This is a genomic window from Methylosinus sp. shoA (assembly GCF_059718125.1).
Genome location: NZ_AP046091.1, coordinates 3,570,419 through 3,595,993 on the forward strand (window position 1 = coordinate 3,570,419; position 25,575 = coordinate 3,595,993).

21 protein-coding genes and 1 tRNA gene are annotated in these 25,575 nt (G+C 67.5%); 11 read left to right on the plus strand and 11 right to left on the minus strand.

Features of this window, described 5'->3' with window-relative positions; all coding sequences use genetic code 11:
• Nucleotides 1-135 precede the first annotated feature (135 nt).
• From AC6IW9_RS16530 to tuf, 5 genes are all read left to right on the plus strand, one after another.
• Nucleotides 136-3,663, plus strand: coding sequence for an AsmA-like C-terminal region-containing protein (locus AC6IW9_RS16530; protein ID WP_497765183.1), 3,528 nt, complete (start codon nt 136-138; stop codon nt 3,661-3,663).
• Nucleotides 3,664-3,843: 180 nt separating this feature from the next.
• Nucleotides 3,844-4,182: an FtsB family cell division protein gene (locus tag AC6IW9_RS16535; protein ID WP_497765184.1), complete on the plus strand. Its 339-nt coding sequence runs from the start codon at nt 3,844-3,846 to the stop codon at nt 4,180-4,182.
• A gap of 56 nt (nt 4,183-4,238) precedes the next feature.
• A complete protein-coding gene (locus tag AC6IW9_RS16540; RefSeq protein ID WP_497765185.1) occupies nt 4,239-5,549 on the plus strand; it encodes a dihydroorotase in 1,311 nt (436 codons plus the stop codon).
• A gap of 196 nt (nt 5,550-5,745) precedes the next feature.
• Nucleotides 5,746-8,091: a TonB-dependent receptor gene (locus AC6IW9_RS16545; RefSeq protein ID WP_497765186.1), complete on the plus strand. Its 2,346-nt coding sequence runs from the start codon at nt 5,746-5,748 to the stop codon at nt 8,089-8,091.
• Nucleotides 8,092-8,271: 180 nt separating this feature from the next.
• Nucleotides 8,272-9,462 carry an elongation factor Tu gene (tuf, locus tag AC6IW9_RS16550; protein WP_497765187.1) on the plus strand — a complete coding sequence of 397 codons (1,191 nt, stop codon included), beginning with the start codon at nt 8,272-8,274 and terminating at the stop codon, nt 9,460-9,462.
• A 68-nt stretch (nt 9,463-9,530) separates the two neighbouring features.
• On the opposite strand, the gene AC6IW9_RS16555 is transcribed toward tuf, so the two are convergent.
• Nucleotides 9,531-9,734 carry a hypothetical protein gene (locus AC6IW9_RS16555; protein ID WP_497765188.1) on the minus strand — a complete coding sequence of 68 codons (204 nt, stop codon included), beginning with the start codon at nt 9,732-9,734 and terminating at the stop codon, nt 9,531-9,533.
• 143 nt (nt 9,735-9,877) lie between these two features.
• Between AC6IW9_RS16555 and AC6IW9_RS16560 the strand changes: the two genes are divergently transcribed.
• Nucleotides 9,878-10,654 (plus strand): DUF1499 domain-containing protein, encoded by a 777-nt coding sequence (locus AC6IW9_RS16560; protein WP_497765189.1) that lies wholly within the window; start codon nt 9,878-9,880, stop codon nt 10,652-10,654.
• 33 nt (nt 10,655-10,687) lie between these two features.
• Here the strand turns inward: AC6IW9_RS16560 and AC6IW9_RS16565 are convergent, their stop codons facing one another.
• From AC6IW9_RS16565 to AC6IW9_RS16585, 5 genes are all read right to left on the minus strand, one after another.
• Nucleotides 10,688-11,596, minus strand: coding sequence for an MBL fold metallo-hydrolase (locus AC6IW9_RS16565; RefSeq protein ID WP_497772545.1), 909 nt, complete (start codon nt 11,594-11,596; stop codon nt 10,688-10,690).
• Between the two features lie 242 nt (nt 11,597-11,838).
• The gene (smbP, locus tag AC6IW9_RS16570; protein ID WP_497765190.1) at nt 11,839-12,186 is read right to left on the minus strand and encodes a small metal-binding protein SmbP; all 348 of its coding nucleotides are present in this window, start codon (nt 12,184-12,186) and stop codon (nt 11,839-11,841) included.
• 91 nt (nt 12,187-12,277) lie between these two features.
• Nucleotides 12,278-12,466: a hypothetical protein gene (locus AC6IW9_RS16575; protein ID WP_497765191.1), complete on the minus strand. Its 189-nt coding sequence runs from the start codon at nt 12,464-12,466 to the stop codon at nt 12,278-12,280.
• 332 nt (nt 12,467-12,798) lie between these two features.
• Nucleotides 12,799-12,872, minus strand: a tRNA-Cys gene (locus AC6IW9_RS16580).
• Between the two features lie 143 nt (nt 12,873-13,015).
• Nucleotides 13,016-13,276 (minus strand): hypothetical protein, encoded by a 261-nt coding sequence (locus AC6IW9_RS16585; RefSeq protein WP_497765192.1) that lies wholly within the window; start codon nt 13,274-13,276, stop codon nt 13,016-13,018.
• 187 nt (nt 13,277-13,463) lie between these two features.
• Here AC6IW9_RS16585 and AC6IW9_RS16590 point away from each other — a divergent pair, with 187 nt between their 5' ends.
• The 4 genes from AC6IW9_RS16590 (at nt 13,464) to AC6IW9_RS16605 (ending at nt 18,965) form a co-directional block, all read left to right on the plus strand.
• On the plus strand, nt 13,464-14,582 hold the full coding sequence (locus tag AC6IW9_RS16590) for a hypothetical protein (RefSeq protein WP_497765193.1): 1,119 nt from the start codon (nt 13,464-13,466) through the stop codon (nt 14,580-14,582).
• Between the two features lie 284 nt (nt 14,583-14,866).
• Nucleotides 14,867-17,602 carry a DNA gyrase subunit A gene (gene gyrA, locus AC6IW9_RS16595; RefSeq protein ID WP_497765194.1) on the plus strand — a complete coding sequence of 912 codons (2,736 nt, stop codon included), beginning with the start codon at nt 14,867-14,869 and terminating at the stop codon, nt 17,600-17,602.
• Between the two features lie 165 nt (nt 17,603-17,767).
• Nucleotides 17,768-18,403 (plus strand): glutathione S-transferase family protein, encoded by a 636-nt coding sequence (locus AC6IW9_RS16600; RefSeq protein ID WP_497765195.1) that lies wholly within the window; start codon nt 17,768-17,770, stop codon nt 18,401-18,403.
• A 4-nt stretch (nt 18,404-18,407) separates the two neighbouring features.
• Entirely contained in the window at nt 18,408-18,965 is a 558-nt protein-coding gene (locus AC6IW9_RS16605; protein WP_497765196.1) for a Uma2 family endonuclease, read from the plus strand.
• On the opposite strand, the gene AC6IW9_RS16610 is transcribed toward AC6IW9_RS16605, so the two are convergent.
• Nucleotides 18,947-19,621 carry a class I SAM-dependent methyltransferase gene (locus tag AC6IW9_RS16610; protein ID WP_497765197.1) on the minus strand — a complete coding sequence of 225 codons (675 nt, stop codon included), beginning with the start codon at nt 19,619-19,621 and terminating at the stop codon, nt 18,947-18,949. The two genes, AC6IW9_RS16605 and AC6IW9_RS16610, sit on opposite strands and share 19 nt — an antisense overlap.
• 55 nt (nt 19,622-19,676) lie before the next feature.
• Between AC6IW9_RS16610 and AC6IW9_RS16615 the strand changes: the two genes are divergently transcribed.
• Nucleotides 19,677-20,273 carry a glutathione S-transferase family protein gene (locus AC6IW9_RS16615; protein WP_497765198.1) on the plus strand — a complete coding sequence of 199 codons (597 nt, stop codon included), beginning with the start codon at nt 19,677-19,679 and terminating at the stop codon, nt 20,271-20,273.
• 39 nt (nt 20,274-20,312) lie between these two features.
• On the opposite strand, the gene AC6IW9_RS16620 is transcribed toward AC6IW9_RS16615, so the two are convergent.
• The 4 genes from AC6IW9_RS16620 to AC6IW9_RS16635 all read right to left on the minus strand — a co-directional run bounded on the left by AC6IW9_RS16620 (nt 20,313) and on the right by AC6IW9_RS16635 (nt 25,545).
• Nucleotides 20,313-21,821: a replicative DNA helicase gene (locus tag AC6IW9_RS16620; RefSeq protein WP_497765199.1), complete on the minus strand. Its 1,509-nt coding sequence runs from the start codon at nt 21,819-21,821 to the stop codon at nt 20,313-20,315.
• A gap of 308 nt (nt 21,822-22,129) precedes the next feature.
• Complete coding sequence (gene rplI, locus AC6IW9_RS16625) at nt 22,130-22,696, minus strand: 50S ribosomal protein L9 (protein ID WP_497765200.1); 567 nt, start codon at nt 22,694-22,696, stop codon at nt 22,130-22,132.
• Between the two features lie 53 nt (nt 22,697-22,749).
• On the minus strand, nt 22,750-23,763 hold the full coding sequence (locus AC6IW9_RS16630) for a DUF2232 domain-containing protein (RefSeq protein WP_497765201.1): 1,014 nt from the start codon (nt 23,761-23,763) through the stop codon (nt 22,750-22,752).
• A 339-nt stretch (nt 23,764-24,102) separates the two neighbouring features.
• The gene (locus AC6IW9_RS16635; protein WP_497765202.1) at nt 24,103-25,545 is read right to left on the minus strand and encodes a DUF1501 domain-containing protein; all 1,443 of its coding nucleotides are present in this window, start codon (nt 25,543-25,545) and stop codon (nt 24,103-24,105) included.
• Between the last annotated feature and the right edge of the window lie 30 nt (nt 25,546-25,575).

A 25,575-nucleotide genomic window follows, 5' to 3' on the forward strand; every position in this document is an offset into this window, starting at 1 on the left:
GCAGACCGGCCACGCGCTTCGCAAGAGCGTCGCCGAAAAAACTCCGATTGCGCCCGGCCCGGGAAATGGCCATCACATCTCATTGCAGAATCGGCGCCGACGAGGCGCTCGGAACTCACTGAAAGGCGGGGGTGGGTGACGCAAGGCATCGACGAGGGCTCCCCGATGGGGCCGCGCCGCTCGCGGGCCTTCTCCCGGCTCGGGGCGTCCGAGGGGCGCACGGCGGTGCGGCTGCGCTCCTTCTGCCTCGGCCGCTGCCTCTCGGCGCTCGGTTTTTTTCTTCTGCTCCTCGTCGCTCTTTCCGTCGGCGCCTTTTTCGCCGCGCTCGCGCGCGGGCCGATCCGCTCCGACTGGCTGGTTCCCAAGATCGTCGAATCGCTCGACGATCTCTATGGCCATCGCTATGCGTTCACGCTCGGCTCGGCGGCGATCGACCATGGAAGGCTCGGCCTCACTCTGACCGTCGACCGGCTGGAGGTGAAAGACGGCGAGCGCACCATCATCGCCGCGCCGCGGGCGCAATTGTCGATCGATCCGCTGGCGCTCATGCTCGGCCGGCTGATGCCGCGGCGGCTCGAAGCGCTCGACCTCGAGCTGCGTCTGGCCGTCCGGCCGGACGGGGTCGTCGCCGTCTCCACTCCCGGCGCCGATCCGCTCGAGATTCCGCTCGAGCGCACGCCCCCGCCTCCGGCCGCGACAGTCGCCGCCGTCACGCCTATCGCGCGCCCCGCGCTGGCGCGGCAGGCGGGCGCCGCGGTGCGGGCGGTGATGGATTTCGTCACCGGACCCGACAGCCCGCTCGCCGCCATCGACCGCGTCGGCGTCTCCAATGCGACGCTGGTCATCGACGACCGCACCATCGATCGGACCACCGTCTATCGCGACGTCGCCGTGCGATTCGAGAAATCGGCGGGCGCGACGAATCTGACGCTCGGCGCGACGGGCCCGTCCGGGCGCGCGACCGCCGAGGCCAAGGCGGAAGGGCGACCCGGCGAGCGGCGCGCGATCGATGTGAAGATCCGCCGGCTCTCGCTCGACGAAATCTCTCTCGCCGCAGGGCTGCGCTCGCTTCCCTTCGACACCGACGCGCCCTTGTCGCTCGATCTCGGTCTCGCCGTCGACGGCGACGACCGCCTGCTCGAGGCGCGCGGACGTTTCTCTATGGGGGAAGGGTTCTTCCGGCTCCAGGAGCCGGACGCCGAGCCCTTCATGGTCGGCGCGCTCTCCATATCCGCGCGCTGGGACGAAGCGCGCCGCCGCATCGCCATCGAGCCGATCGAGATCGCGGCGGGCGCCGCGCGGCTCGCCTTCGCGGGCGCATTGACGCCGCCGGACGACCTCGGCGCCGAACATTCCGATCTCTGGACCCTCGCCGCCGCTCTCGCCAAGCCCGGCCGCTTTCTGCCGGACAGGCCGGGCGAGGCGCCGATGCTGATCGGCAGCGCGAGCCTTTCCGCGAGTTTCGATCTCGCCGCGCGGCGCGCGACGATCGAGCGAGTCGCGCTCGACGGGCCGGAGATTCACGCCTCCGCCTCGATCGCCTTCGACGGCGGCCGGCCGGACGGGCCGCATCTGACCTACCGCATCGAGGCGAAAGACACGCCGGTCCGCTCGGCGCTGCGCATCTGGCCGACCCATGTGGCGGCGCCGACGCGGGGCTGGATGGAGACGCATGTGCCCGCGGGCGTCCTGCGCTCGGGCTTGCTCACCGCCGATCTCGATCAGCAGGCCATGCTCGAGGGGCGCTATGAGCGGCCGCCTCCGGATGCGGCGCTGCGGGGCGATTTCGATCTCGAGAATGCGACGATCGCCGACGCCTTTCCGGGCCTGTGGCCGCTGACCGGGGTGACCGGCCATATCGCGCTCACCGGCCGCACCGTCGCCTTCGTGGCGACGGCGGGCGCGATGGAGAGCGCGGCCGGCCACAGGCTCGCCATCACGCAAGGAGCGTTCCGCGTGCCGGCGCTCGGCTTCGATCCGGCGCCGGCCTCGATCGACCTGCGCCTTTCCGGCAATGTCGAGGCCGTCGCCGACATTCTCTCGCTCGAAAGCATCGCCGCCGTCGCCGACGCGCCGGTCGACGCCGGCGCGCTGCATGGACAGGTCGACGGGCGCCTCCGCATCGCTTTCGAGCTGGGCAAAACGGCGAAAGACGAGAAGACCCGCGTCTCGATCGAGGCCGAAGCAACCAATGTGTCGATCGAGCGCTTCCTCGGCAGGGAGCGGCTCGAGGGCGGGACGATGAAAGTCGTCTCCGATGCGGAGGGCTTGCGCGTCGGCGGCTCGGGCCGCGTGTTCGGCGCGCTGGCCGCTTTCGAGATGCGTCGTCCGCCGGGCGAGAAGTCCAAGGCGCAGGCTCAGATATCGCTGCAGCTCGACGACGCGGCGCGCGCCAAGGCCGGCTACGCTGTCGCGGGCGTTTCCGGAATCGTGGGCGCGCAGGTCGCGACCAACCTGCCTTTCGAGGAGTCGGACGCACAGATCGAGCTCGATTTCCTCAAGGCCGCGCTGGACAATCCGCTGCCGGGCGTCGCCAAGCCCATGGGCAAGCCCGGCAAGGCGAGCTTCAAGCTGGTCAAGCGGCCGGACGGCTCGGCGCTGGAGCAACTGACCGCCGAGGCGGGCGGCGCGCAGCTGTCCGGCGTCGTCGAGTTCGCGCGCGACGGGGCGTTTCGGTCCGCGCGGCTCGCGCAGGCGCGTTTGTCGCCGGGCGACGACATGCGCGTCGAAGCGACGCGCGTGGGCGACGGGCTGAAGCTCGTGGTGCGCGGCGCCAATATCGACGCGCGCCCGCTGCTGCGCTATCTCGCGCGTCCCTCGGCCGAGCCGGCGGCCCCCTCCGAGGGCGGCGGCAAGCCGCTCTCCGACGATCTCGAGCTCGATCTGAAATCGCCGATCGTCACCGGATCGGGCCGGCAGATCCTCGCCAATGTCGCGCTCGACTATCGGCGCCGCGGCGGACGCCTCGAGCAATTGTCGCTGACGGGCAGCTTCGGCCGCGAGCCGCTGGCCGCGACGCTCGCGCGCCAGCAGAACGGCTCGCCGCTGATCGAATTGTCGACGAGCGACGGCGGCGCGCTGCTCTCCTTCCTCGATCTCTATCACCGCATGGAGAGCGGCGCGCTGACGGCGAGCGTGCTGATGGGGCAGGGGCGCTCTGACGGCGTGATCAAGATCAGCGACTTCTACCTGCGCAACGAGCCGGCCATGCGCCGCCTCGTCATGCAGGGGGCCGCGCGGACCGACGACAAGGGAGCGCTGCATTTCGATCCCGATTCGGTGAAATTCTCGCGCGTGCAATCGGGCTTCAGCTGGACGGGCGGACGGCTCGCCATGCGCGACGGCGTGATGTCGGGACCCGAGACCGGCCTCACCGTCGACGGCTATATCGACGTCGCGCGCGACAAGATCGACGTGTCGGGGACCTTCGTGCCGGCCTATGGGCTCAATAATCTCATGTCGAATATTCCGGTGATCGGCGTCGTGCTCACCGGCGGCGAGAACGAGGGCATGTTCGCGGTGAGCTTTCGCGTGACCGGCGCCTTCAGCGCGCCGGTGCTGACGGTCAATCCGCTGTCGGTGATCGCGCCGGGCCTCTTGCGCAAGCTGTTCGGCATATTGGACGGGACCGGCCGCCTGCCCGAGGCGGGAACGACGCGATAACGGCGTCGGTGCGCGGAGCGCAGCGACGAAGCAAGCCCGGAGCCGCCACACGGCTGAAGAATTGCTTCGCTCGCAATGACGCCGATGAAGCGCCGGCCGTCCCCGCGGAACGCGGCCAGCGGACGCGCTCTCGTCAGCGTTAACTGCGCTTATACCCTGTTCGGCGCAAGCTGCGGGCCCATGATGCTCCGCTTCGTCCTGCGCTCTCTGCTGTTCCCGGCGCTGCTCTATTGCGCGGCCGGGCTGGTCGCCGGCTATTTCGTCTGGCACGGCGTCAACGGCCAGCGCGGCCTCAAGACGGGCGAGGAATATGCCGAGCGCCTCGCCGAGCTCGACCGCGAGCACGCCGCGCTCGTGGCCGAGCGCAAGCAATGGGAGCGCCGCATCGCGCTCTTGCGCGGCGACGCCATCGACGCCGACATCCTGGACGAGCAGGCGCGCGTGACGCTCGGCCGCGTCCACCGCAACGAGGTGGTGATCCTCACGCCGCAGACGGGGAGGCGGGAGGAGGGGCGGTGAGTTAGGCCTTCCGAGCGCCGGTTCCCTTCCCTCGAAATCTATCCTATCCAGGCGCCATGACAGCGCCTCGTCCTCTCTTGCTCGCCGATGCGCGGCTCGTCGATCCCGCGACCGGCGTCGAGACCCGTGGCGGCCTGCTCATTCGCGACGGCCGCATCGCGGATCTCGGCCCCTCCGTCACAGCCGCGTCCGCGCCCGAGGGCGCGCGCGTCATCGCCTGCGGCGGCGACGTCGTCGCGCCGGGGTTGATCGACATGCAATGTTTCGTCGGCGAGCCGGGCGCCGAGCACCGCGAGACCATCGCCAGCGCCACCGCCGCGGCGGCCGCGGGCGGCGTCACCACCATCGTCGCCGCGCCCGAGACCTCGCCGCCGGTCGACGATCCGGCGGTGGTCGATTTCGTGCTGCGCCGGGCCCGCGACACCGGCCGCGTGCGCGTGCTGCCCATGGCGACGCTCACCAAAGGCCGCGAGGGCCGCGAGATCTCCGAGATCGGCCTGCTGCGCCAGGCCGGCGCCGTCGCCTTCTCCGACGGAAAGCGCTCGGTGCGCAACGCGCAGGTGATGCGCCGGGCGCTTACTTACGCGCGCGATTTCGGCGCGCTCGTCGCTCATTTCCCCGAGGATCGCGACCTTTCCGGCGAAGGCGTCATGAACGAGGGCGAATTGGCCGCGCGCCTCGGCCTCGCCGGCGTTCCGCGCGAGGCCGAAACTCTCGTTCTCGACCGCGATTTGCGGCTCGTCGCGCTCACCGGCGCGCGCTATCACGCCTCGATCGTCACCGCGGGGCTCTCGCTCGAGGCGATCGCGGCCGCGAAGGAGCGCGGGCTCCCCGTCAGCTGCGGGACCTCGATCAATCATCTGACGCTCAACGAGAACGACATCGGCGACTATCGCACCTTCCTGAAGCTGCGCCCGCCGCTGCGTCATGAGGACGAGCGCCGCGCTTTGGTCGAGGCGCTGGCCGGCGGCCTCGTCGACGTCATCGTCTCCGATCACGATCCGCAGGATGTGGAGACGAAGCGCCTTCCCTTCGCCGAGGCCGAGGCCGGCGCGGTCGGCGTCGAGACCATGCTCGCCGCCGGCCTGCGCCTCGTCCATTCGGGCGACGTCTCCCTCGCCGGCCTGCTGCGCGCCATGTCGACCCGGCCGGCGGAAATTCTCGGGCTGGAGCAGGGGCGCCTCGCCGAGGGCGCGCCGGCCGATGTGATCCGCTTCGATCCGGACGAGCCTTTCGTCGTCGATCCCGCCGAGCTGCGCTCGCGCTGCAAGAACACGCCTTTCGATACGGCGCGTCTGCAGGGTCGGGTTAAATCGACCATTGTCGCGGGAACAATCGTCTTCGAGGCTCGAGCGCCGAACCGGTGACGAGCGACGGTTGCGACGCGTTGCTCGGCCGAAATCGGGAAATTTCGGCAATTCAAAGGTGAAACTTTGCAATAGGCGCGGCGTCTCTTCACCCCTAATTTGCCCGAGCCGAAGGTCGCGGCGAGCGGAGCTGGCGTGCGCCTTCGGCAGAAGGGCCGATCGGGGGGATCGGCTCGCCGGAGATGGAAGAAGCAAAATGCCTGGGCGCCGTTCTCGAATTTCCCTCGTCGCGCTGCTCGCCGCCGCGACGTCCCCGCTCGCAGCGCGCGCTCAGGAGATATTGCCCGAGATCGAGATCGCGAGCGCGCCGGAAGCAGGGGCGAAGATCGAGAAATCGAAGATCTCGACCAATCCGATCACGCTCTCGCGCAGCGATCTCGATCGCGACCACGCCGTGCTCGTCACCGACACGCTGCTGCGGCGCAACGCCTCGGTCGAGTCGAGCGAGGTGGCGGGCAATCCCTTCCAGCCGGACATCAGCTATCGCGGCTTCGCGGCCTCGCCCGTTCCCGGCACGCCGCAGGGCCTCGCGGTCTATCAGGACGGCGTGCGCATCAACGAGGCCTTCGGCGACTCGGTCAATTTCGACCTGATCCCGACCGTCGCCATCGCCAACGGCGACATCGTCAGCGGAAATCCACTGTTCGGGCTCAACGCGCTCGGCGGCGCGCTGACCCTCGAGATGAAGAACGGCTTCACCTGGCAGGGCTATGAAGCGGACGGCCGCAGCGGCTCCTACGGGCGTCGCTTCGGCAGCATACAATATGGTCAGAAGTTCGACGATTTCGCCGTCTATTTCGCTTTCGAAGGGCTGGGCGAGAACGGCTGGCGCAAGCGATCGGGCTCTTCGCTGCTGCGCGGCTACGCCGACATCGGCTACAAGGGCGACAAGACCGAGTTTCATCTCAATTTCACCGGCGCGGGCACGCGGCTCGGCAATGCGGCGGCGACGCCGGTCGAGATGTTGCAGCGCGATTACGGCTCCGTGTTCACGACGCCGCAGAATTCCTACAACGATCTCGCCTTCGTGAACCTCAAGGGCGTCTATGAGGCGACCAATCATCTGAGGTTCAACGGCAACGCTTATTTCCGCCAGTTCCGCCAGCAGCACATCGACGGCAACCTCGCCGATGTCGAGACCTGCGGCGCCGACGATCAATGGCTGTGCCAGGAGACCGACGGATTCGCCGAGGAGCCGTCGTTCCGGCAGAGCGTCCTGCGCAATGTGTTCGGCGGGCGGATTCCCGCCTCCGTGCTGAACGACGGCGGCGTCGGCAGCCTCGACTATACGCGCGTCAATTCCCGCGCCTACGGATTTGCGTTGCAGGGAACCTACGACGAGCCGATCTTCGGCTTTGCGAACAAGCTCGTCATCGGCGCCTCGCATGATCGTCAGCATTCCGATTTCCGCGGCTATTCCGAGCTCGGAATTCTGCAGAACGACCTCACCGTCTCCGGGACCGGCCTCGACTATTCGAACCGCGTTCCGGAGGGGGGCTTCCAGCCGGTGCATGTCGGCGGCCGCAATTTCTATTGGGGCGTCTATGCGCTCGACACGCTCGAGGTGACGGACAAGCTCACGGCCACCGCGGGCCTGCGTTTCAACAGCGCCGACATCGCGCTGTTCGACCATCGCGGCGTCTCGCTCAACAGCAGCGCGCTCTATCAGCGGGTCAATCCGGTCGCCGGCCTCACCTATGCCTTCCTGCCCGAACTCACCGTCTACGGCAATTATTCGGAGGCCAACCGCGCGCCGACGGCGCTCGAGAACGGCTGCTCCGACCCGCAGCATCCCTGCATGATCGACAATTTCCTCGTCTCCGATCCGCCGCTGCGGCAGGTGGTGGCGCGGACCTGGGAGACGGGCCTGCGCGGTCGCCATGACTTCGGCGGCGACTACGGCCGCCTCGACTGGCGCGCCGGCCTCTTCCGCACCGACAGCGTCGACGACATTCTGTCTCTTCCTTCCGATGTGATCTTGGGCCGCGGCTATTTCGCCAATGTCGGGCAGACGCGCCGGCAGGGCGTCGAGGCGGGCGTCACCTGGCGCAACGACATTCTCCAGGTCTATGCGGATTATGCGCTCATCGACGCGACCTTTCGTAGCTTCCTGACGCTCAATTCGGGCGACAATCCCTATGCCGACGAGAATGGCCAGATTCACGTGCGTCCCGGCAATGTGCTGCCCGGCATTCCGCGTCATCGCGTGAAGCTCGGCTTCGACTTCAAGGTCACGCCGCAATGGACCTTCGGCCTCGACTATATCTTCCGCACCGGCGTGCATCTCGCCGGCGACGAGGCCAGTCTCGACAAGACGCTGCCGTCCTACGGCATCGTCAATCTGAAAACCTCCTACAAGATCACCGACAATATCGAGGTCTATGGCGTCGTGCAGAATCTGTTCGACCGCCGCTTCTACAGCTTCGGCACCTATTTCGAGCGCGACTCCGAGGCGATCGAGTTCCTCGGCCTCACCAATCCGCGCACGCTCGGTCCGGGCGCGCCGCTCGCCGCCTATGGCGGCGTGAAAGTGCGGTTCTGAGCGTCATCGAGCGGTCGCATCACGGTTCATGAATGGCGACGTCGAAGGTCGTGGCGGCAGACCGCCGCGGCCTCGCGCCGTCTCGGCCGGGCGATCGCACTTGAAGATTGCCGGCAACCGCCTTAAAGCCTCGCGCGCGGAATGCGAGGCGCGCCGCGACCACAGCTGGAAACGAAAAGCATGGCCAAGGAAAAGTTCTCACGCACGAAGCCGCATTGCAACATCGGCACGATCGGTCACGTGGACCATGGCAAGACGTCGCTGACGGCGGCGATCACCAAGGTTCTGGCCGAGACGGGCGGCGCGACCTTCACGGCCTATGACCAGATCGACAAGGCCCCCGAGGAGCGCGCGCGCGGCATCACCATCTCGACGGCGCATGTCGAATACGAGACGCAGAACCGCCACTACGCGCATGTCGACTGCCCCGGCCACGCCGACTATGTGAAGAACATGATCACCGGCGCCGCGCAGATGGACGGCGCCATTCTGGTCGTGTCCGCCGCGGACGGCCCCATGCCGCAGACCCGCGAGCACATTCTGCTCGCCCGCCAGGTCGGCGTGCCGGCGCTGGTCGTGTTCCTGAACAAGGTCGACATGGTCGACGACCCGGAGCTGCTCGAGCTCGTCGAGCTCGAAGTGCGCGAGCTCTTGTCGAAATACGAGTTCCCCGGCGACGACATTCCGATCGTCAAGGGCTCGGCGCTGTGCGCGCTGGAGAACAAGAATCCCGAGCTCGGCCATGACGCGATCCTGAAGCTGATGGCCGAGGTCGACGCCTATATTCCGCAGCCGGAGCGCCCGAAGGATCAGCCGTTCCTGATGCCGGTCGAAGACGTGTTCTCGATTTCGGGCCGCGGCACGGTGGTGACGGGGCGCATCGAGCGCGGCATCATCAAGGTCGGCGAGGAAGTGGAGATCGTCGGCATCCGCGCGACGACGAAGACGACGGTGACGGGCGTCGAAATGTTCCGCAAGCTGCTCGACCAGGGCGAGGCGGGCGACAATGTGGGCTGCCTGCTGCGCGGCACGAAGCGCGAGGACGTGGAGCGCGGCCAGGTGCTGTGCAAGCCCGGCACGGTGAAGCCGCACACCAAGTTCAAGGCCGAGGCGTATATCCTGACGAAGGAGGAGGGCGGCCGCCACACGCCGTTCTTCACCAACTACCGTCCGCAGTTCTACTTCCGCACGACGGATGTGACCGGCGTGGTGCAGCTGCCGGAGGGCGTCGAGATGGTGATGCCGGGCGACAATGTGGCGATGGAGGTGAGCCTCATCGTTCCGATCGCCATGGAGGAGAAGCTGCGCTTCGCCATCCGCGAAGGCGGCCGCACCGTCGGCGCCGGCGTCGTCGCGAGCATCATCGAGTAACGGGAGGAGCTTTGTGCAACTCTTCTCCCGTAAACGGGAGAAGGAGCGCGCCCGACCGGAGCCGACACTCAGGCGGCGAGGTCGTCCTCGAGGATCGCCGGGAGAGGCTGCTCTGGCGCCGGCGCCTTCTTCGGCTCGCTCGGATAGGTCATCACATCCAGCGCGGCGGCGACCGCGGACAGGCCGATCTCCCGATAGAGGCGTGCGAGCAGGTCATTGGGACGATCGCCGGCGCGCGACTCGCTGAAATCCTTCACGAAGATGTTGGACATGGCTCGAACTCTGCTACTCGAGTTTGCGGAGAATTTGATTTAAAGTCTCTCTTTCCCGCGTTAACGATCCGTAAAATTCCCGCACCCGTTCACATATGCGGCTTTGCTGGCGACGCCGCGGCGATCGGTGCTATATTTTCGGCATGCTGCGCCAGATTCCCGAGGAGCCGGTGTCCAACGCCGCCGTGTGGTGTCGGCGGCTGGGTCTGTTCTCCGTCCCGGTCGCGGCCATAGCGGTGGCGCTCGCGCGGGCGGGCGCGGTCGAGCCGCAAGCGAGCCTCGCCGTGCTCGGCGGAGCGATCCTCGTCGCGCTCGTCGCGATGCTGCTGTTCTTCGCCGCTTGCGTCGTCATCTGGCAGACCGGCCGCCGCGGCCTCGGCGAGGCGCTGATCGGCTTCGTCCTCGCCGCGCTGACGCTCGCCTATCCAGCCTATCTCGCCTTCGAGGCGGTGCGCTTGCCGGTGCTCGCCGACGTTTCCACCGACCTTGCCGATCCGCCGCAATTTTCTCTGTCGAAGGCTGCGCTCGAGGCCCGCCATTCCTATCGGCCGCGGCCCTATTCGCCGGATGCCGCGGAGGCGCAGCGCGCCGTCTATTCCGACATAGAGCCGATCGTCGTCGACCTCGAGGCGGACGAGGCGTTTCAGCTCGTGCTCGACACGGCGAAGAACCGCGGCTGGCGCGTCGTCGACCAGCGTCCGCCCAACGGGCGCTCCGGCGTCGGACATGTCGATTTCGTGGTCCGCACGCTGGTGATGGGTTTCGACGACGACGTCACCGTGCGCCTGCGCCCGCTCGCCGGCCAGACACGCATCGACGTGCGCTCCACGTCGCGTAACGGGCGCCACGACTTCGGCTCCAATGCGAAGCGGATCCGGCAGTTCGCGGAGGAGCTGCAGGAGGGATTGAACGAGAAGTGAGAGCGAATGGCGAGTAGCGAATGGAACGACTCGCTATTCGCTACTCGCTCGGAAATATCTCGCCCTCAACGTCGGCGGCCCGTCGCATGTCGCGAGCCCGCGCTCGACCAGATCCTCGAGATGGGCGAGCACCGAGAGCGCCGCCGCTCCGTGCAGGCGCACGTCGGTCCCTTCATAGATGCGCGCGACCATGTCGGGGATGCTCTCGTCACCGGCCTCGAGCCGTTGCAGTATGGCCTGCTCGCGCTGGCGGCGATGATGGACGAGCGCGCGCGCATAGCGCTGCGGCTCCGGCACCGGACCGCCATGCGCCGGCCAATAGACCGCATCGTCGCGCGTGCGCAGTTTCTCCATCGAGGCGAGATAATCGCTCATCGAGCCGTCAGGCGGCGCGATCACGGTCGTCGCCCAGCCCATCACGTGATCGCCGGTGAACAGCGCGCGCGTCTCGCGCAGCGCGAAGCAGAGATGATTGGTCGTATGGCCCGGCGTCGCCACCGCTTCGATCGTGAGGCCGCCGATCCCGATCGTCTCGCCGTCGCCGAGAATGCGGTCGGGCGCATAGGCGCGGTCGTGCGACGCGTCGAGGCCGGGGCCGGTCGTCTCGAGATCGGGCGGAGCGGAGTAGGGCGCGCAGCCCGCGATGATCGCGCCGGTGCGCTCCTTGAGAACGCGCGCGGCGGGGGAGTGGTCGCGATGCGTATGGGTGACGAGAATGGCGCGCAGCCGCTCCCGGGAGATCGCGGAGAGCAGCGCCTCGATATGAGACTCGACGGCGGGACCCGGATCGATGATCGCGACTTCGCCTTCGCCGACGATATAGCTGCAGGTTCCGGTGAAAGTGAAGGCGCCGGGATTGGGCGCGACGACGCGGCGCGTTCCGGGCGAGACGCGGATGAGCGCGCCGGGCGGCGCGTCGAACGACGTGAGGATGTCGGTCATGCCGGGCGGACAGTAGCAAAGGTTCGAGCAATCGTCGCCGGATCCGAGGATCGGCGCGATTCTTTCGATCCGAGGCATGGTCGCCCTCGTCGCGACAAAGGCGGGCCGTCCGGCGCAAATGACGCGAGCCGAGCAGTCCCCCCGCCGGCGGCGGCCCCCCGCCGGCGGCGGGACCGGCGTCTCTTCGCCGGCGGAGGCGGGCGCAGCAGACTGCGCCTCGCCGAAACACGCTCATGAGCCGCTTATTGCGGAACGCGCTCGAGCTCCTGCAGCGCGCGCTCGGCGATCGTCGTCGCCGCCTTGCGTTTCTTCTTGCCGAATTTAATCGTCTCCTTCAGACGAGCGATCGCCTTCTCCAGCGTCCGGTTCGCCTGCTCCTTCTGAGCCTCCGTCGCGTGAGCGAGCGCTTCGGTGGCGTGGATGACGAGGGCGCTCGGCTTGTTTTCGCGTCCCGCCGCGACGGCTTCTCGCGTGTGGGAAATGGCTTGCGACAAATGATCTTCTTCCTGCGCATAAGAGAGTTTCGGCGCCGCCGAGAAGGCGAGCGTCGCCGCGCACAGCAAGGCGATCATCAACCTGCGACTCGTCATATCAACCTCCCGTTTCGATGTGTTCGACGATCGCCCTCGCGACGTTGGCCCGGGGCGATCCCATGTGACTTAGGCACGACGCATCGAAGCGTCAACGCCGCGGCAACTGCGCCTTTCGGTTCAGGCGGGGATGGCGAAGATGCGCACGCCGCCGGCGACTGCTCGGGTGAGCGCGGTCCGTGCTCATTTCCTCGATTTTCTGCGCGATCATATGCGCGATGCCGGATACGATCCGTATGCGGCCTGTCGCCGCGACGCGCCGCGAGCCGATCATCTCCATGCGCCGGCTCGAGCAAATTCGGCCGGGCGATGATATTGGCGATTCCCGCCTCGTCCTCGATCGTCGGGGAGCCGACGCCACTCGCCGTCCTCGGCGCAACAACTCAATCCGACGACGGTCCCCCGTTCCGTCTCGAACCATCGCCCATTCGGCCATGCGCATTTCGATCTCCTTCGCGCATGGCGCGAGGAATGCGCGCGAGAGAGCGCAACGGCCCGATGCGTCTTCGCGTTTGGCGAACGCTGCGAGCGAATCGTCCGGCGACGAGCTCGACGACGATAAACGCGCGTGTCGAGGCAGAATGCGAGCGCGCCGATTTGCAAGAGCGCGGCTGGAGGCCTCGGAGGGAATCGAACCCCCGTACAAGGATTTGCAGTCCTCTGCGTAGCCACTCCGCCACGAGGCCCCGTGCGCCGACGTTCGACCAATGGCGTCGCTACGGGCAGGCCCGCTCTTACAGGAGCGCTCCGCGGACGGCAAGCGTCCGACCGAGGCTCTGTCCGAGTTGCTCGGGGCGGAATCTTCCGCTCCGCCCCGAGCCGTCATGCGTCACCAATGGCGCCCGCGGCGCCACGGGGGCGGGTGGCGGTAGGGCGGCGGCGGGGCCCAGCCCCATTTCGGCACGCAGCGCCCCCATCGATTGATGCGCCGGCCGGGACCGCAGGGCCAGGAAACGTCTTGCACGAGGGGCGCGAGTTCGGAAGCGCCGGGAGCGGGCGAAATGGGCATGGCCTGCGACGCGGGCGTGCTCGCCAGAGCCGCGCCCGCGGCCAGCGCCGCGGCGAATAAGAGTTGCGATGTCTTGATCATTATCTCCTCATCTCCTCCAGAGTGAAGCGGAGCGACGGCGCAATACTCACGCATCAGGCTTGAACGAGTCGTGAATGGCTCGTTAAGCGATCGTCAACCATCGAAATGCGACGCGCCGCGCGCATAAGCCTTTGTTCAGCTCCGCCGGCCAAGTTTCCGGCGTCTCCTTGCGTCCGTGGAGCTCCTGATGCGATTATCGCCTGCGTTCGGCCGTTTGCTCGCCTCGAGCGGAATCGTTCTTCTGGCGTTCGGTCTCACCGCGCCGCTCGCCGCCCAGCCGGCGCGTCGTGCGCCGAGAGGCGAGGCGACGGTCGACGAAATGGCGCCGCCGCGACGCGAGGGGTTCGACCGGATCATCGTGCAGCTGCCGCCGCTGGCGCCTGCCCGCCGCAACGCGGCCAAGGCCGCAGCCGCGGCTCCGGCCGAACCCGTCCGCGCGCAGCCGGCTGAAGCGTCGCCAGAAATCGACGCGCCCTCGGAGGCGGCGGCGGTCGCCGTCGCCCCGGCGCCGGAGAAAGCCGCCGAATCGCCTGCGCAGGAGCCGGAGGCGGCTTTGCTCGAAGCGCCGGCGCCTGAAACCCCGGCGGATTCTCCGCCTGCTGCGGAGACCGCTCCGGCGACGTCGGCGCAGTCTGCCCCGCCGACGGAGGTCGTCCCCGCCGCGGAGCCGACAATCGAGTCGGAGACTGCGCCTCGCGCCGAGGGACCTGAGAAGGCCGCGCCGCCGGAGTCGGCAGTCGAGGCCGCTCCCGCGCCTGCCGTCGAATTGCCGCTGCCGACGGCGACCAATGTGCAGGAGGAGGAGCAGGACTCCGGCTCATGGACCGATTGGGCGCTCATATTCGGCGCTTTGGCCTTCGCGAGCGTGGCGGCGGCGCATCGCATGAAGGCGCGGCGCGGGCCGGCCGCAGCCGCGCCGACGCCGCCGAAGCGCGGCCGGCTCCCGGCGCTTTTCGCCGTCATCCGCGAGAAGGGCGTTCCGGCGGCGCTCGCTCTGCTCGCATGGCTGCGCAATCTGCGGCGCGGCGAAACGCATGGCGATCGCGAGGCGCAGACCGCCGCCGAATGGGCGCAGATTTCCGCCACGCTGCGGACGCGGGCGGCTTCGGCGGTCGCTCCGTCGGCGGCGGCGCAGGCCGAGGACGCCGCCTCCGACGCGCCGGAAGCGCCTGCGCCGAGGGCCGATGCGCGCCGCTGGGATCAGGACAAGGAGGAGGGCGTCGAACTGCTTGAGCCGGGCTCCCCCGGCGCTCGCGCGCTCGTCATGAACGTCCGCCGCAAGCTGCAATCCGCCAGCCAGCGCTGATATCGTCAGCGGAACAAAAGGGCGTCACAAACTGGCGCCTCACGGCAGAATCGCTTATAGATCATCGATGATCGCGCGCGTCGTCCGAGGGACGGCGAGATCGCCGATGACGGGCCTCGACGGCGCGACCGACAAAGCGCCCGATATTCCCCGGCGCGGCTTCGGCGACGCTCGGCGCCCAAGGCGGCGAGGCGGCGGTTCTTCTCGAATAGGGGCGGCTGCGCTGCGACCCGTGGTCGGGCCGCAGATCATCGCCCGCGACGACTATCGGATTGGCGGAGCCCTTGGCCGACGACGACTCAGAGAAGACTGGAGCTGCCGCGCCCGGCTCCGACATTCGCCCGGTTTCGATCGCCGACGAGATGAAGCGCAGCTATCTCGATTACGCGATGAGCGTGATCGTGAGCCGCGCATTGCCGGATGTGCGCGACGGGCTGAAGCCCGTGCATCGCCGCATTCTGTTCTCGATGCACGAGAACGGCCATACGCCCGACAAGCCCTATGTGAAATCCGCCCGCGTCGTCGGCGATGTGATGGGTAAATATCACCCGCATGGCGACGCCGCGATCTATGACGCGCTGGTGCGCATGGCCCAGCCCTTCTCGATGCGGCTGCCGCTCATCGACGGGCAGGGCAATTTCGGCTCGGTCGACAACGACCCGCCGGCGGCGATGCGCTACACCGAGTCGCGCCTCGCCAAGCCCGCGCTCGCTCTGCTCGAGGATATCGACGAAGGCACCGTCGACTTCAAGCCGAATTACGACGACAAGGAGCAGGAGCCGACGGTTCTTCCGGCGCGCTTCCCGAACCTCCTCGTCAATGGCGCGGGCGGCATCGCCGTCGGCATGGCGACGAATATTCCGCCGCACAATCTCGGCGAAGTGATCGACGCGGCGATCGCGCTGGTCGACCGGCCCGATATGACCATCGCCGAGCTGATGGAGATCGTGCCCGGCCCGGACTTCCCGACCGCTGCGACGATCTTGGGCCGTGGCGGCATTCGCAACGCCTATGCGACCGGGCGCGGCTCGATCATCATGCGGGCGAAGGCGGAGATCGAGACCTCGCGCAAGGAGCGCGAGGCGATCGTCTTCACCGAGATTCCCTATCAGGTGAACAAAGCGGCGTTGATCGAGCGCATCGCCGAATTGGTGCGCGAGAAGAAGATCGAGGGCGTCGCGGATCTGCGCGACGAGTCCGACCGCGAAGGCATGCGCATCGTGGTGGAGCTCAAGCGCGACGCGGTCGCCGATGTGGTGCTGAACCAGCTCTGGCGCCACACCGCGCTGCAGACGAGCTTCCCGGCCAATATGATCGCGCTGAACGGCGGCCGTCCGGAGCTCTTGACGCTGAAGGACGTTCTCGTCGCCTTCATCGACTTCCGCGAGAGCGTCGTCACGCGCCGCACCAAGTTCCGCCTCGCCAAGGCGCGCGACGCGGCGCATCTGCAAGTCGGTCTCGCCATCGCCGTCGCCAATATCGATGAGGTGATCCGCCTGATCCGCACCTCGGCCGACGCCGCCACGGCGCGCGAGGCGCTGATGGCGCGCGAATGGCCGGCCAAGGACATGGCGCCGCTCGTCGCGCTGATCGCCGATCCGCGCCATGTTCTCACCGAGGATGGCGCGATCCGCCTCTCGGAGGCGCAGGCGCGCGCCATTCTCGATCTGCGCCTGCAGCGCTTGACCGCGCTCGGCCGCGAGGAGATCGCCGAGGCGCTGAACAAGCTCGCCGCAGAGATCGCCGAATATCTGGAGATCTTGCGCTCGCGCGAAAAACTGTTCGGGATCGTCAAGGACGAGATGCGCGCGGTCAAAGAGCAATATGCGACGCCGCGCCGCACGCAGATCGTCGAGGGGGACGGCGACGTCGAGGACGAGGACCTGATCGCCCGCGAGGACATGGTCGTCACCGTCTCGCACGCCGGCTACATCAAGCGCGTGCCCCTCTCGACCTATCGCGCGCAGCGGCGCGGCGGCAAAGGCCGCTCCGGCATGCAGACGAAGGAGGAGGATTTCGTCCACCGTCTCTTCGTCGCCTCGACGCATACGCCGGTGCTGTTCTTCTCCTCGCTGGGGCGCGCCTACAAAGAGAAGGTCTGGCGCCTGCCGCTGGCGGCGCCGCAGGCGCGCGGCAAGGCGCTGGTCAATCTTCTGCCGCTCGAGCAGAACGAGCGCATCACCACCATCATGCCCCTGCCGGAGGACGAAGCGAGCTGGGATACGTTCGACGCGATCTTCGCGACGACCCGGGGCACGGTGCGTCGCAACAAGCTCTCGGATTTCTCCGACGTGCGCCGCTCCGGCATCATCGCGATGAAGCTCGACGAGGGGGAGGCGATCGTCGACGTCGCCACCGCGACAGAGCAGGACGACGTGCTGCTGACGACGCGCGAGGGGCAGTGCATCCGCTTCCCCGTCACCGATGTGCGCGTATTTCAGGGCCGCACCTCCATGGGCGTGCGCGGCATTGCGCTTTCGGGCGAAGATCGGGTGATCTCGCTGTCGATCCTGAAGCATTTCGAGGCGAGCGGCGAGGAGCGCGCGGCCTATCTGAAGCGCGCGGCGGCGCAGCGTCGCGCCGGGGCGCTGGAGAACGGCCTCGAAGAAGGCGCGGCCGAGGCCGAGGAGGCGTCGGCCGCGATCGAACTGAGCGAGGCGCGCTTCCGCGAGATGGAGCAGGCCGAGCAGATCATTCTGACCGTCTCCGAGAACGGCTACGGAAAGCGCAGCTCCTCGTTCGAATATCGCATCACCGGCCGCGGCGGCAAAGGCATCGTCGCCATGGCGGTGAACGCCCGCAACGGCAAGCTCGTCGCGTCGTTCCCCGTGGGCAGCGGCGACGAGATCATGCTGGTGACCGACGGCGGCCAATTGATCCGCTGCCCGGTCGAGGGCATCCGCATCGTCGGCCGCGGCACGCAGGGCGTCATCGTGTTCGACACGGCCGAGGGCGAACGGGTGGTGTCAGTGGAGCATATCGGCGAGACCGGCGCCGAGGCGGAAGCGGCGGAGGAGTAGGCGCGCTCCTTCTCCCGCTCGCGGCGCAAGCGGGAGAAGGAACGAGCGCGGGCAATGCGCTGCCGAGTTTCGATCACCCCTTGCACGGGGGAAGAAGAGGCGCTTTTTTTCAGAACGCCAGCGGCGCGCGTCCGGCCCGTCCCGGCATCGGCGGAGGAATATTTCATGCTCACGATCTACGGACGGCGCAATTCCTTCAATGTTCAGAAGGTTCTCTGGCTCGTCGGCGAGCTCGGCCTCGACCACGCCCATGTGCCGCTCGGCGGCGCCTTCGGCGGGCTCGACGATCCGCAGTTCCGCTCGCGCAATCCGCATGGACGCATTCCCGTGATCGAGGACGAAGGCGTCACCGTCTGGGAATCCCATGCGATCCTGCGCTATCTCGCCGCGCGCTACGGCGGCGAGCGCTTCTGGCCGGCCGATCCCGCGACCCGCTCCTACCCCGATCGCTGGATGGACTGGGCCCAGACGAGCCTGCAGCCCGCCTTCGTCGACGGCGTGTTCGTCGCCTATTATCGCACGCCGGAGGAGAAGCGCGACTGGCCCGCGATCCGCGCCGCCGTCGCCCGCTGCGCGCTCCATTACAGCTTTCTCGATCATTGGCTGGCGGACCGGCCGTTCGTCGCCGGCGACGATCCGACGCTCGCCGACATTCCGGCCGGGACCACGCTCTATCGCTATTTCGAGCTGGACATCGAACGGCCGAAGGTTCCCAATGTCGAGGCTTGGTATGCGCGGCTGCAGGAGCGGCCGGCCTATCGCCAGCACGTGATGGTTCCCTTTGCGGATCTGAAGGGTTGAGCCGATGAGCGCGGTTCCGAAGCCGAAGATGAGCGCGGAGGAGTTCGTCGTCTGGGCCGAGACGCAGCCCGGGCGCTACGAACTGGTCGACGGCGAGGTCTTCGCGCAGGCGTCCGAGCGCGTCGCCCATGCGAAAGCGAAGCTCGCCGTCGCGCTCGCCTTGATGGACGCCGTACGGCTGGCCGGCGCGCCCTGTCATGTGCTGCCGGACGGCGTGGCGGTGCGCGTCGACGCTTCGACCGTGTTCGAGCCGGATGCGCAGCTCTATTGCGGTCCCGAGCTCGCGCCGGACGCGCTTCTCGTCCGCGAGCCGCTGATCGTCGTGGAGGTGCTCTCGCCCTCTAACGGCCGGAACGACGTGTTCCGTAAGCTCGGAGGCTACTTCCGCCTCGCGAGCGTCGTCCATTATCTCATCATCGACCCCGACAAGCCGCTCGTCGTCCACCATCGTCGCGGAGAGGGGAGCGATATTCTGACGCGCGTCCATTACGAAGGCGAGCTCATGCTGGAGTCGCCCGGCCTCCGCCTTCCGCTATCCGCGATCTATGGCGACGCGCGCTGAACGCGCGCCGAGAACAGCGCCGCGCAGCCGACGATCTGGATCGACACGTCCCGAAAGCGCGCCTCGAGCGCGCGGCGCAGTCCGTCGAGATCGTCTCGCTCGTTCGAGAACACGCCCTTGCGATTGTAGAAGGCCATCAGCCGGCGCGCCGCCGCCGGTTGCTCGACGCCGCCCTGCAGCAAGGTGGAGCCGAACAGGACCGCTCCCTCTGTCATCAGCGGCTTCAGATGATCGAAGACATTCGCCTTTTCCTCGATCGAGCCGGGCAGACAGTGCAGCAGATAGTTGACGCCGACCGAGTCGAAAGGCTCCGCGTCGAACGCGATCGGCTCCAGCACATTACGGCGATAGGATTGCGGCGCGTAACGCGCGACGCGGCGCGCCGTGAAGCGCAGCGCATTCTCGTTCAAATCCATCAGCGCGACGCGTGGCGCGGCGACCGGGAAGCGGCAGCGATCGAGGAAATAGCCCGTGCCGACGCCGACATCAATATGGTTCGCGGAAACATGCCGGTCGTAATGGACGACGAGGCGCGGCGTCGGGCATTTCCAGATGAAGCGGTTGGAGAGGCCGAGCACGAGCAAGTCGTAGAGCCGCAGCACGGCGGGCGTATAGACGGCCTGGCCGGCTTCGACTTCTTCGGGACTGGCGGTCATCTTTCGAAAGTCCTATTCGCTATGCCTTACGCATTTCGACCGGGAAGGATCGTCCATGCCCATCCTACGCTATTCCGCCGCCTCGCCCTATGCGCGCAAGGCGCGCATCGCGGCGGAGCTCTGCGGCCTCGGCGCGAGCCTGACGCTCGCCGGCGCCGATACGGCCGATCCCGCCGATTCGCTGCGCGCGCAGAACCCGCTCGGCAAAGTTCCGACGCTGATCCTCGACTCGGGCGAGACGATCTTCGACAGTCGCGTGATCTGCGACTATTTCGATCTCCTCGCCGGCGGCGGCAAGGTCATCCCCTCCGAGCCCGGCGCGCGCGTCGCGGCGCTGACGTTGCAGGCGCTCGGCGACGGGATCAACGACGCGGCGCTGCTCATCCGTTACGAGGTCACGCGTCCGGAGACTTTGCGCGATTCGAATTGGGTCGCGCTGCAGCAGGGCAAGATCGACCGCGCCCTCGCCGCGCTGAACGCGCATCCGCCGGCGGGACCCATCAATGTCGGCCATATCGCCGTCGCTTGCGCGCTCGGCTATCTCGATTTGCGCTTTGCCGGCGCCTGGCGCGCGACGCATCCTGCGCTCGTCGATTGGCTCGACGACTTCTCGCGCGCGGTCCCGGCCTTCGAGGCGACGCGCGTCGCATGAACGCGGCCAGAGCCGCGGAGCGCGCTCCGTATCGGCGGCTCACATCCTGGCCGGCAGCTTGTCCTCGTCGGCGAGATTGGAGAAGCGCGTCACTTCGGCCTCGAAGGCGAGAGTCACCGTGCCGGTCGGGCCGTGGCGCTGCTTGCCGATGATCGCCTCGGCGCGGCCATGTACGCGCTCCATCTCGTTCTGCCAGGTGATGTGTTCCTCCGTGCCTTCGCGCGGCTCGCGATTGCGCAGGTAATATTCCTCTCGATAGACAAAGATCACCACGTCCGCATCCTGCTCGATCGAGCCGGACTCGCGCAGATCCGAGAGCTGCGGACGCTTGTCGTCGCGCGACTCCACTTGGCGCGAGAGCTGCGACAGCGCGACGATCGGCACGGCGAGCTCCTTGGCGAGCGCTTTCAAGCCGGTGGTGATCTCGGTCAGTTCCTGCACGCGATTGTCGCCGCGCGTCTTGGAGCCGGACAGCAATTGCAGATAGTCGACGACCAGCAGATCGAGTCCGCGCTGGCGTTTCAATCGCCGCGCCCGCGCGGTGAGCTGCGCGATGGAAATGCCGCCGGTCTGGTCGATGAAGAAGGGGATGCTCTGCATCTCGCGCGCGGCTTCGGTGATGCGGCGGAAGTCGTCCTCGTTGATGTCGCCGCGGCGGATCTTGTAGGAAGGCACGCCCGATTGCTCGGCGATGACGCGTGTCGCCAATTGCTCGGCCGACATTTCGAGCGAGAAGAAGCCGACGATCCCGCCGTTCGTCGTCTTGTGCGAGCCGTCGGGCTCGACCGAATATTCATAGGCCTTGGCGATGTTGAAGGCGATGTTCGTCGCGAGCGCCGTCTTGCCCATGCCGGGACGGCCGGCGACGATGATGAGGTCCGACCTCTGCAGCCCGCCCATCTTCTCGTCGAGATCGACGAGGCCCGTCGCCGTGCCGGAGAGATGTCCGTCGCGCTGATAGGCGCTGCTCGCCATGTCGATCGCGGTGACGAGCGCGTCCGAGAAGCGCTGGAACCCGCCGTCGTAGCGGCCGGTCTCGGCGACCGAATAGAGCCGGCGCTCGGCTTCCTCGATCTGCTGGCGCGGCGTCGAATCGATCGGCGCGTCGAAGGCGGCGTTGACGATGTCCTCGCCGATCACGATCAATTCGCGCCGCACCGCGAGATCGTGGATCGTGCGGCCGTAATCCTCCGCATTGATGATCGTCGTCGCTTCGCGCGCGAGGCGGGCGAGATAGGCCTGCATCGTCTGGCCGCCGGGCAGTTCGACATCGCCGAGGTGGGTTTTCAGCGTGACGACCGTCGCGATGCGCCCGGCGCGGATGATCTGCGCGCAGACTTCGTAGATGCGCCTGTGCAGCTCCTCAGAGAAATGCGAGGATTGCAGAAAATCGGAGACGCGGTCGAAGGCGTCGTTGTTGACGAGTATGGCGCCGAGCAGGGCCTGCTCCGCCTCGATGTTGTGGGGGGGCGTGCGATAGCTCGGCGAGTCGAGCGGCGGCGCGACCTGCAACGTCCGCAGGCCCTGCAATTGTTCGATTGCTGGCATGGTCTCTCGAGTCTGGCGCTGAAAACGTCTTCGATGCCGTGTGACGCGACGCGACGAGCACTCGAAAGAACGAGTGCGACTTTGCCTGAACCAGAGCGCGGCGCCAATAGCAAATGAGGCGCGGCGGCGATATGGCGCGCTTGTGAGTCATTTCCACACGCCGGACGAAAATGATTCGGCCGTTGCGCGAAATGCGGTTGAGTGTGGCAGATCGGCAACGCCGCCGCGCAAAGGAAACGGCCGGAGGGAGAGCGCCTCCGGCCGTCGTCGATCCTCGTGTTGCGGCAGAGCGCGCCGCCGCGCGGCGGTCAGAGCTCCACGTCGCCCGCTTCGGCGAGCGCCGCGCCGACCTCGAGGCCGAGGTCGTCGAGCGTCGTCTCCTCGCGGGCCGCGGCCGCCTCGCCGCGCGCCTGACGCTCGGCCTCTTCCGCCGAACGGGCGACATTGACGACGATCCTCACTTCGATCTCGGGATGCAGATGCACCGGCACCTCGTGCAGGCCGAGCGCCTTGATCGGATGCTGCAGCACGATCTGATTGCGATTGAGCGAGAAGCCGCCGGCGGTTGCCGCATCGGCGATGTCGCGCGTCGCCACCGAGCCGTAGAGATGGCCGCTCTCGCCCGCCTGGCGGATGATGACGAAGCTCTGCCCCTCGAGCTTCTCGGCGACCTGCTCGGCCTCCTTGCGCGCGGTGAGGTTGCGCGCCTCGATCTGCGCGCGCTGCGTCTCGAAATGCTTCTTGTTCGTTTCCGTGGCGCGCAGCGCCTTGCCGCGCGCGAGCAGGAAGTTGCGGGCGTAACCGTCGCGCACCCGCACCGTGTCGCCCATCTGGCCGAGCTTGGCCACGCGCTCCAGAAGAATCACCTCGACCATCGTCTTCTCCTCATGTCTCTCGTTGTGGAACGCCGTCTGTGGCCTTCGCTCCGTCAGCCGCGTCGTTCATGCGCGGCCGCCCGCCTGCGGGCGCGGAACGAGAAGGCCGCGTCGGCGACGCCGACGGCGGTGAACAGAAGGATCGGCCAGCCGAACAGGCCGATCGTGAAATAGGCGACCATCAGCGCGACATTGCCGATCTTGGCGTCGCGCAGCAGCATATGCGCCACGGCGAGCCCCTGCAGCGCCAGAGCGAGGCCGAGCGTCTCCGCGACGATGAGGGCGATCTCGCCGGGGAGATCGCCGATCGCGGCGAGGGCGGCCGCGACGACGAACACGGGCGCGACGACGCGCGGCAGCGTGAATTCGGCGGCGATGTCCGGCCAATCGGTCGTCAGCAGGCCGGAAGCCTTCACCAGCTTTCCGGCGCCCCAGAGGTTGAGCGAATGGATCAGCAGCGCATAGCCCGCGACCGTCGCCGGAAAGGCGAAAGCCGCGACGCCGGAAAGCTGCTTGGCGTCGATGCGGTCGCCGAGGTCCTGGGCCCGGATCATGTCCTCGATGATCATATAGGCCTTGGCGCGCAGCGGGTTCAGAGCCTCGTCCAAGCTGCCGAAATAAATGGACGCGATCACGACGGCGGCGCCGAAAGCGGCCGCGAGCGCCAGGCCCGTGCTCAGCACGGCCATCGCCGCGCGATTGCTCGCGACGAGCTCCCGGCCGCGCAACGGCGCGCCCATGGCGACATAGCACGCGAGCGTCGCCGGAATCGCCAATATGCCGGCATAGGCGAGGCCGAAGGCCGGATTGGGCCAGATCGACAGCAGCCCGGTCGCGATCAGCGCCGAGGTCGCGCCATGGCGCAGCCCGAAGCCGAGCGCGACGATCATCAGCGGCAGAGGCGCGAGATGCGCCAGCAGCAGTCCGGCCAGCGTGCCCTTGGTCAGAACGGCGAAGACGGCCGCCGCCGCGACGCCGCCGCCGAGCGAGGCGAACATGTTCGGCAGGGAGATGTCGCCATTGTCCGGAGCAGGCGGCTTTTTGCGTTCTGGCAGTAATTGGGGCATGTCGGGCGACCCAGCTTCGAGGGCAAACGCGATCGTGTCGCGTCCAGCCTTCTGAACGCCGGTGAAGGCGCCCTTTTAAGGCGCATGCGCGCTTCGGGCAAGGGGCTGGCGCCGCAGTCCCCAAAACGCCGCCCTCATACCCTTCATCCCGAGTGGGCGATTACTCGGCATCCCAGCCGCCCCCGACCGCCTGTTCGCGGCAACGCCGAACTCGGCAGCTCGCTCTCTCGCAGAAGGTCTGAGCTCGGCGCGCCGTCGGCGCTCCATTCGCCGGCGGCGGGACGGCGCCTCCCCGAGAAGGGCAGCCGGCTCTCGAATCGATGCCGGCTGCGCTGAAGCTCAAGCGAGCAGCTCTCTTACGACATTCCCGTAGACGACGGTCGGACGCTCCGAGCGGCCGGCTCTCAGATAGGTCGTCTTCAGATGGTCGAGCCCGAGCAGTTGCAGCACCGTGGCGTGCAGGTCATAAGTGTCGACCGGCTTGTCGACGGTCTTCAGGCCGATCGCGTCCGTGGCGCCGTGGGTATAACCCGCTTTCACGCCGCCGCCCGCCAGCCACTGAGTATAGCCCCAGGGATTGTGATCGCGACCGTCGCCGCTCTGACCGAAGGAGGTGCGGCCGAACTCGGATGTCCACACGATCAGGGTCTGATCGAGAAGGCCGCGGGATTTCAGATCGGAGAGCAGGCCTGCGATCGGCTTGTCGACGGCGGCGGCGTGCGCCGAATGATTCCGATCGAGATTGGTGTGCGCGTCCCAGCTCTTGATATCGTCGCCCGCCGCGTCGATCGGACCGGAGACGACTTGAACGAAACGCACGCCGCGCTCGACGAGGCGCCGGGCGCGCAGAAGGATCGTGCCATATTCCTTCGTCGCGTCATTGTTCAGGCCATAGAGCTCTTTGGTCGCCTCGGTCTCCTTCTCGATGTCGACCGCTTCCGGCGCCGAGGCTTCCATGCGGTAGGCCAGCTCATAGGACCTCGCCCGCGCCAGCAGCTCGCTGTCCGCGGGACGCGTCTGCGAGACATGCTCGTTCAACTTCTTCAGCAGATCGAGGTTCTGCCGCTGCTCCGATTGCGAGATCAGCTCGGGTCGCTCCAGATGAAGAATGGGCGAGGCGCCCGGCCGGAAGGCGACGCCCTGGTGAACCGCCGGCAGGAATCCCGAGCTCCAGTTCACCGATCCCGCGGTCGGCTCGCGCTTGCCGCCGTAGAGGACGACATAAGGCGGCAGATGTGGATTGGCCGAGCCGAGCGCGTAGCTCACCCAGGCGCCGAGCGTCGGCCGCCCGGGGTTCACATCGCCGGTGTTGAGCTTCAGGATCGAGATGTCATGGGTCGCGCCGACCGTCACGCTCGACTTGACGAAGGCCAATTCGTCCGCCTGCTGCGCGAGATTGGGCAGCAGATCCGAGAACCATGCGCCACTCTGGCCATGCTGTTTCCAGGTCCGGTTCGATGCGAACACCTTGCCGACCCAGCCGCTGGTCTTGATCCCATCGAGAAAGGACGCCGGAACCTCCTGACCCGCGAGCCTGACGAGGTCGGGTTTGTAATCATAGAGGTCGAGCGTGCTCGGCGCGCCGTCCATATGAAGCCAGATGACCGACTTCACTTTCGGCGTGAAATGAGGCTCCTTGGGCGTGAGCGGATCGACGAGCGTCGCCGCATGCGCGAGAGGAACGGAGAACAGGCCGCCGCCGGGCATGACGCCCTCGAGCGTGAGGCCGCCGAGGCCGTAAGCGGCTCCGAAGAGCCAATCGCGTCGTGTCGAAGAAGTCATGGTCGTCACTTCCTTTTGCTCGAGCGTCAC

Bases quoted from the DNA above. Each gene is read 5' to 3' on its own strand.
- AC6IW9_RS16600 (WP_497765195.1), top strand. From the start codon at position 17,768: ATGCTCACGATCTACGGACGGCGCAATTCCTTCAATGTTCAGAAGGTT.
- AC6IW9_RS16560 (WP_497765189.1), top strand. From the start codon at position 9,878: ATGCTGCGCCAGATTCCCGAGGAGCCGGTGTCCAACGCCGCCGTGTGG.
- AC6IW9_RS16545 (WP_497765186.1), top strand. From the start codon at position 5,746: ATGCCTGGGCGCCGTTCTCGAATTTCCCTCGTCGCGCTGCTCGCCGCC.
- AC6IW9_RS16615 (WP_497765198.1), top strand. From the start codon at position 19,677: ATGCCCATCCTACGCTATTCCGCCGCCTCGCCCTATGCGCGCAAGGCG.
- AC6IW9_RS16535 (WP_497765184.1), top strand. From the start codon at position 3,844: ATGATGCTCCGCTTCGTCCTGCGCTCTCTGCTGTTCCCGGCGCTGCTC.
- AC6IW9_RS16585 (WP_497765192.1), bottom strand. From the start codon at position 13,276: ATGATCAAGACATCGCAACTCTTATTCGCCGCGGCGCTGGCCGCGGGC.
- AC6IW9_RS16565 (WP_497772545.1), bottom strand. From the start codon at position 11,596: ATGACCGACATCCTCACGTCGTTCGACGCGCCGCCCGGCGCGCTCATC.
- AC6IW9_RS16590 (WP_497765193.1), top strand. From the start codon at position 13,464: ATGCGATTATCGCCTGCGTTCGGCCGTTTGCTCGCCTCGAGCGGAATC.
- AC6IW9_RS16620 (WP_497765199.1), bottom strand. From the start codon at position 21,821: ATGCCAGCAATCGAACAATTGCAGGGCCTGCGGACGTTGCAGGTCGCG.
- tuf (WP_497765187.1), top strand. From the start codon at position 8,272: ATGGCCAAGGAAAAGTTCTCACGCACGAAGCCGCATTGCAACATCGGC.
- AC6IW9_RS16630 (WP_497765201.1), bottom strand. From the start codon at position 23,763: ATGCCCCAATTACTGCCAGAACGCAAAAAGCCGCCTGCTCCGGACAAT.
- AC6IW9_RS16575 (WP_497765191.1), bottom strand. From the start codon at position 12,466: ATGGAGATGATCGGCTCGCGGCGCGTCGCGGCGACAGGCCGCATACGG.
- AC6IW9_RS16635 (WP_497765202.1), bottom strand. From the start codon at position 25,545: ATGACTTCTTCGACACGACGCGATTGGCTCTTCGGAGCCGCTTACGGC.
- AC6IW9_RS16605 (WP_497765196.1), top strand. From the start codon at position 18,408: ATGAGCGCGGTTCCGAAGCCGAAGATGAGCGCGGAGGAGTTCGTCGTC.
- rplI (WP_497765200.1), bottom strand. From the start codon at position 22,696: ATGGTCGAGGTGATTCTTCTGGAGCGCGTGGCCAAGCTCGGCCAGATG.
- AC6IW9_RS16610 (WP_497765197.1), bottom strand. From the start codon at position 19,621: ATGACCGCCAGTCCCGAAGAAGTCGAAGCCGGCCAGGCCGTCTATACG.
- smbP (WP_497765190.1), bottom strand. From the start codon at position 12,186: ATGACGAGTCGCAGGTTGATGATCGCCTTGCTGTGCGCGGCGACGCTC.
- AC6IW9_RS16540 (WP_497765185.1), top strand. From the start codon at position 4,239: ATGACAGCGCCTCGTCCTCTCTTGCTCGCCGATGCGCGGCTCGTCGAT.
- AC6IW9_RS16555 (WP_497765188.1), bottom strand. From the start codon at position 9,734: ATGTCCAACATCTTCGTGAAGGATTTCAGCGAGTCGCGCGCCGGCGAT.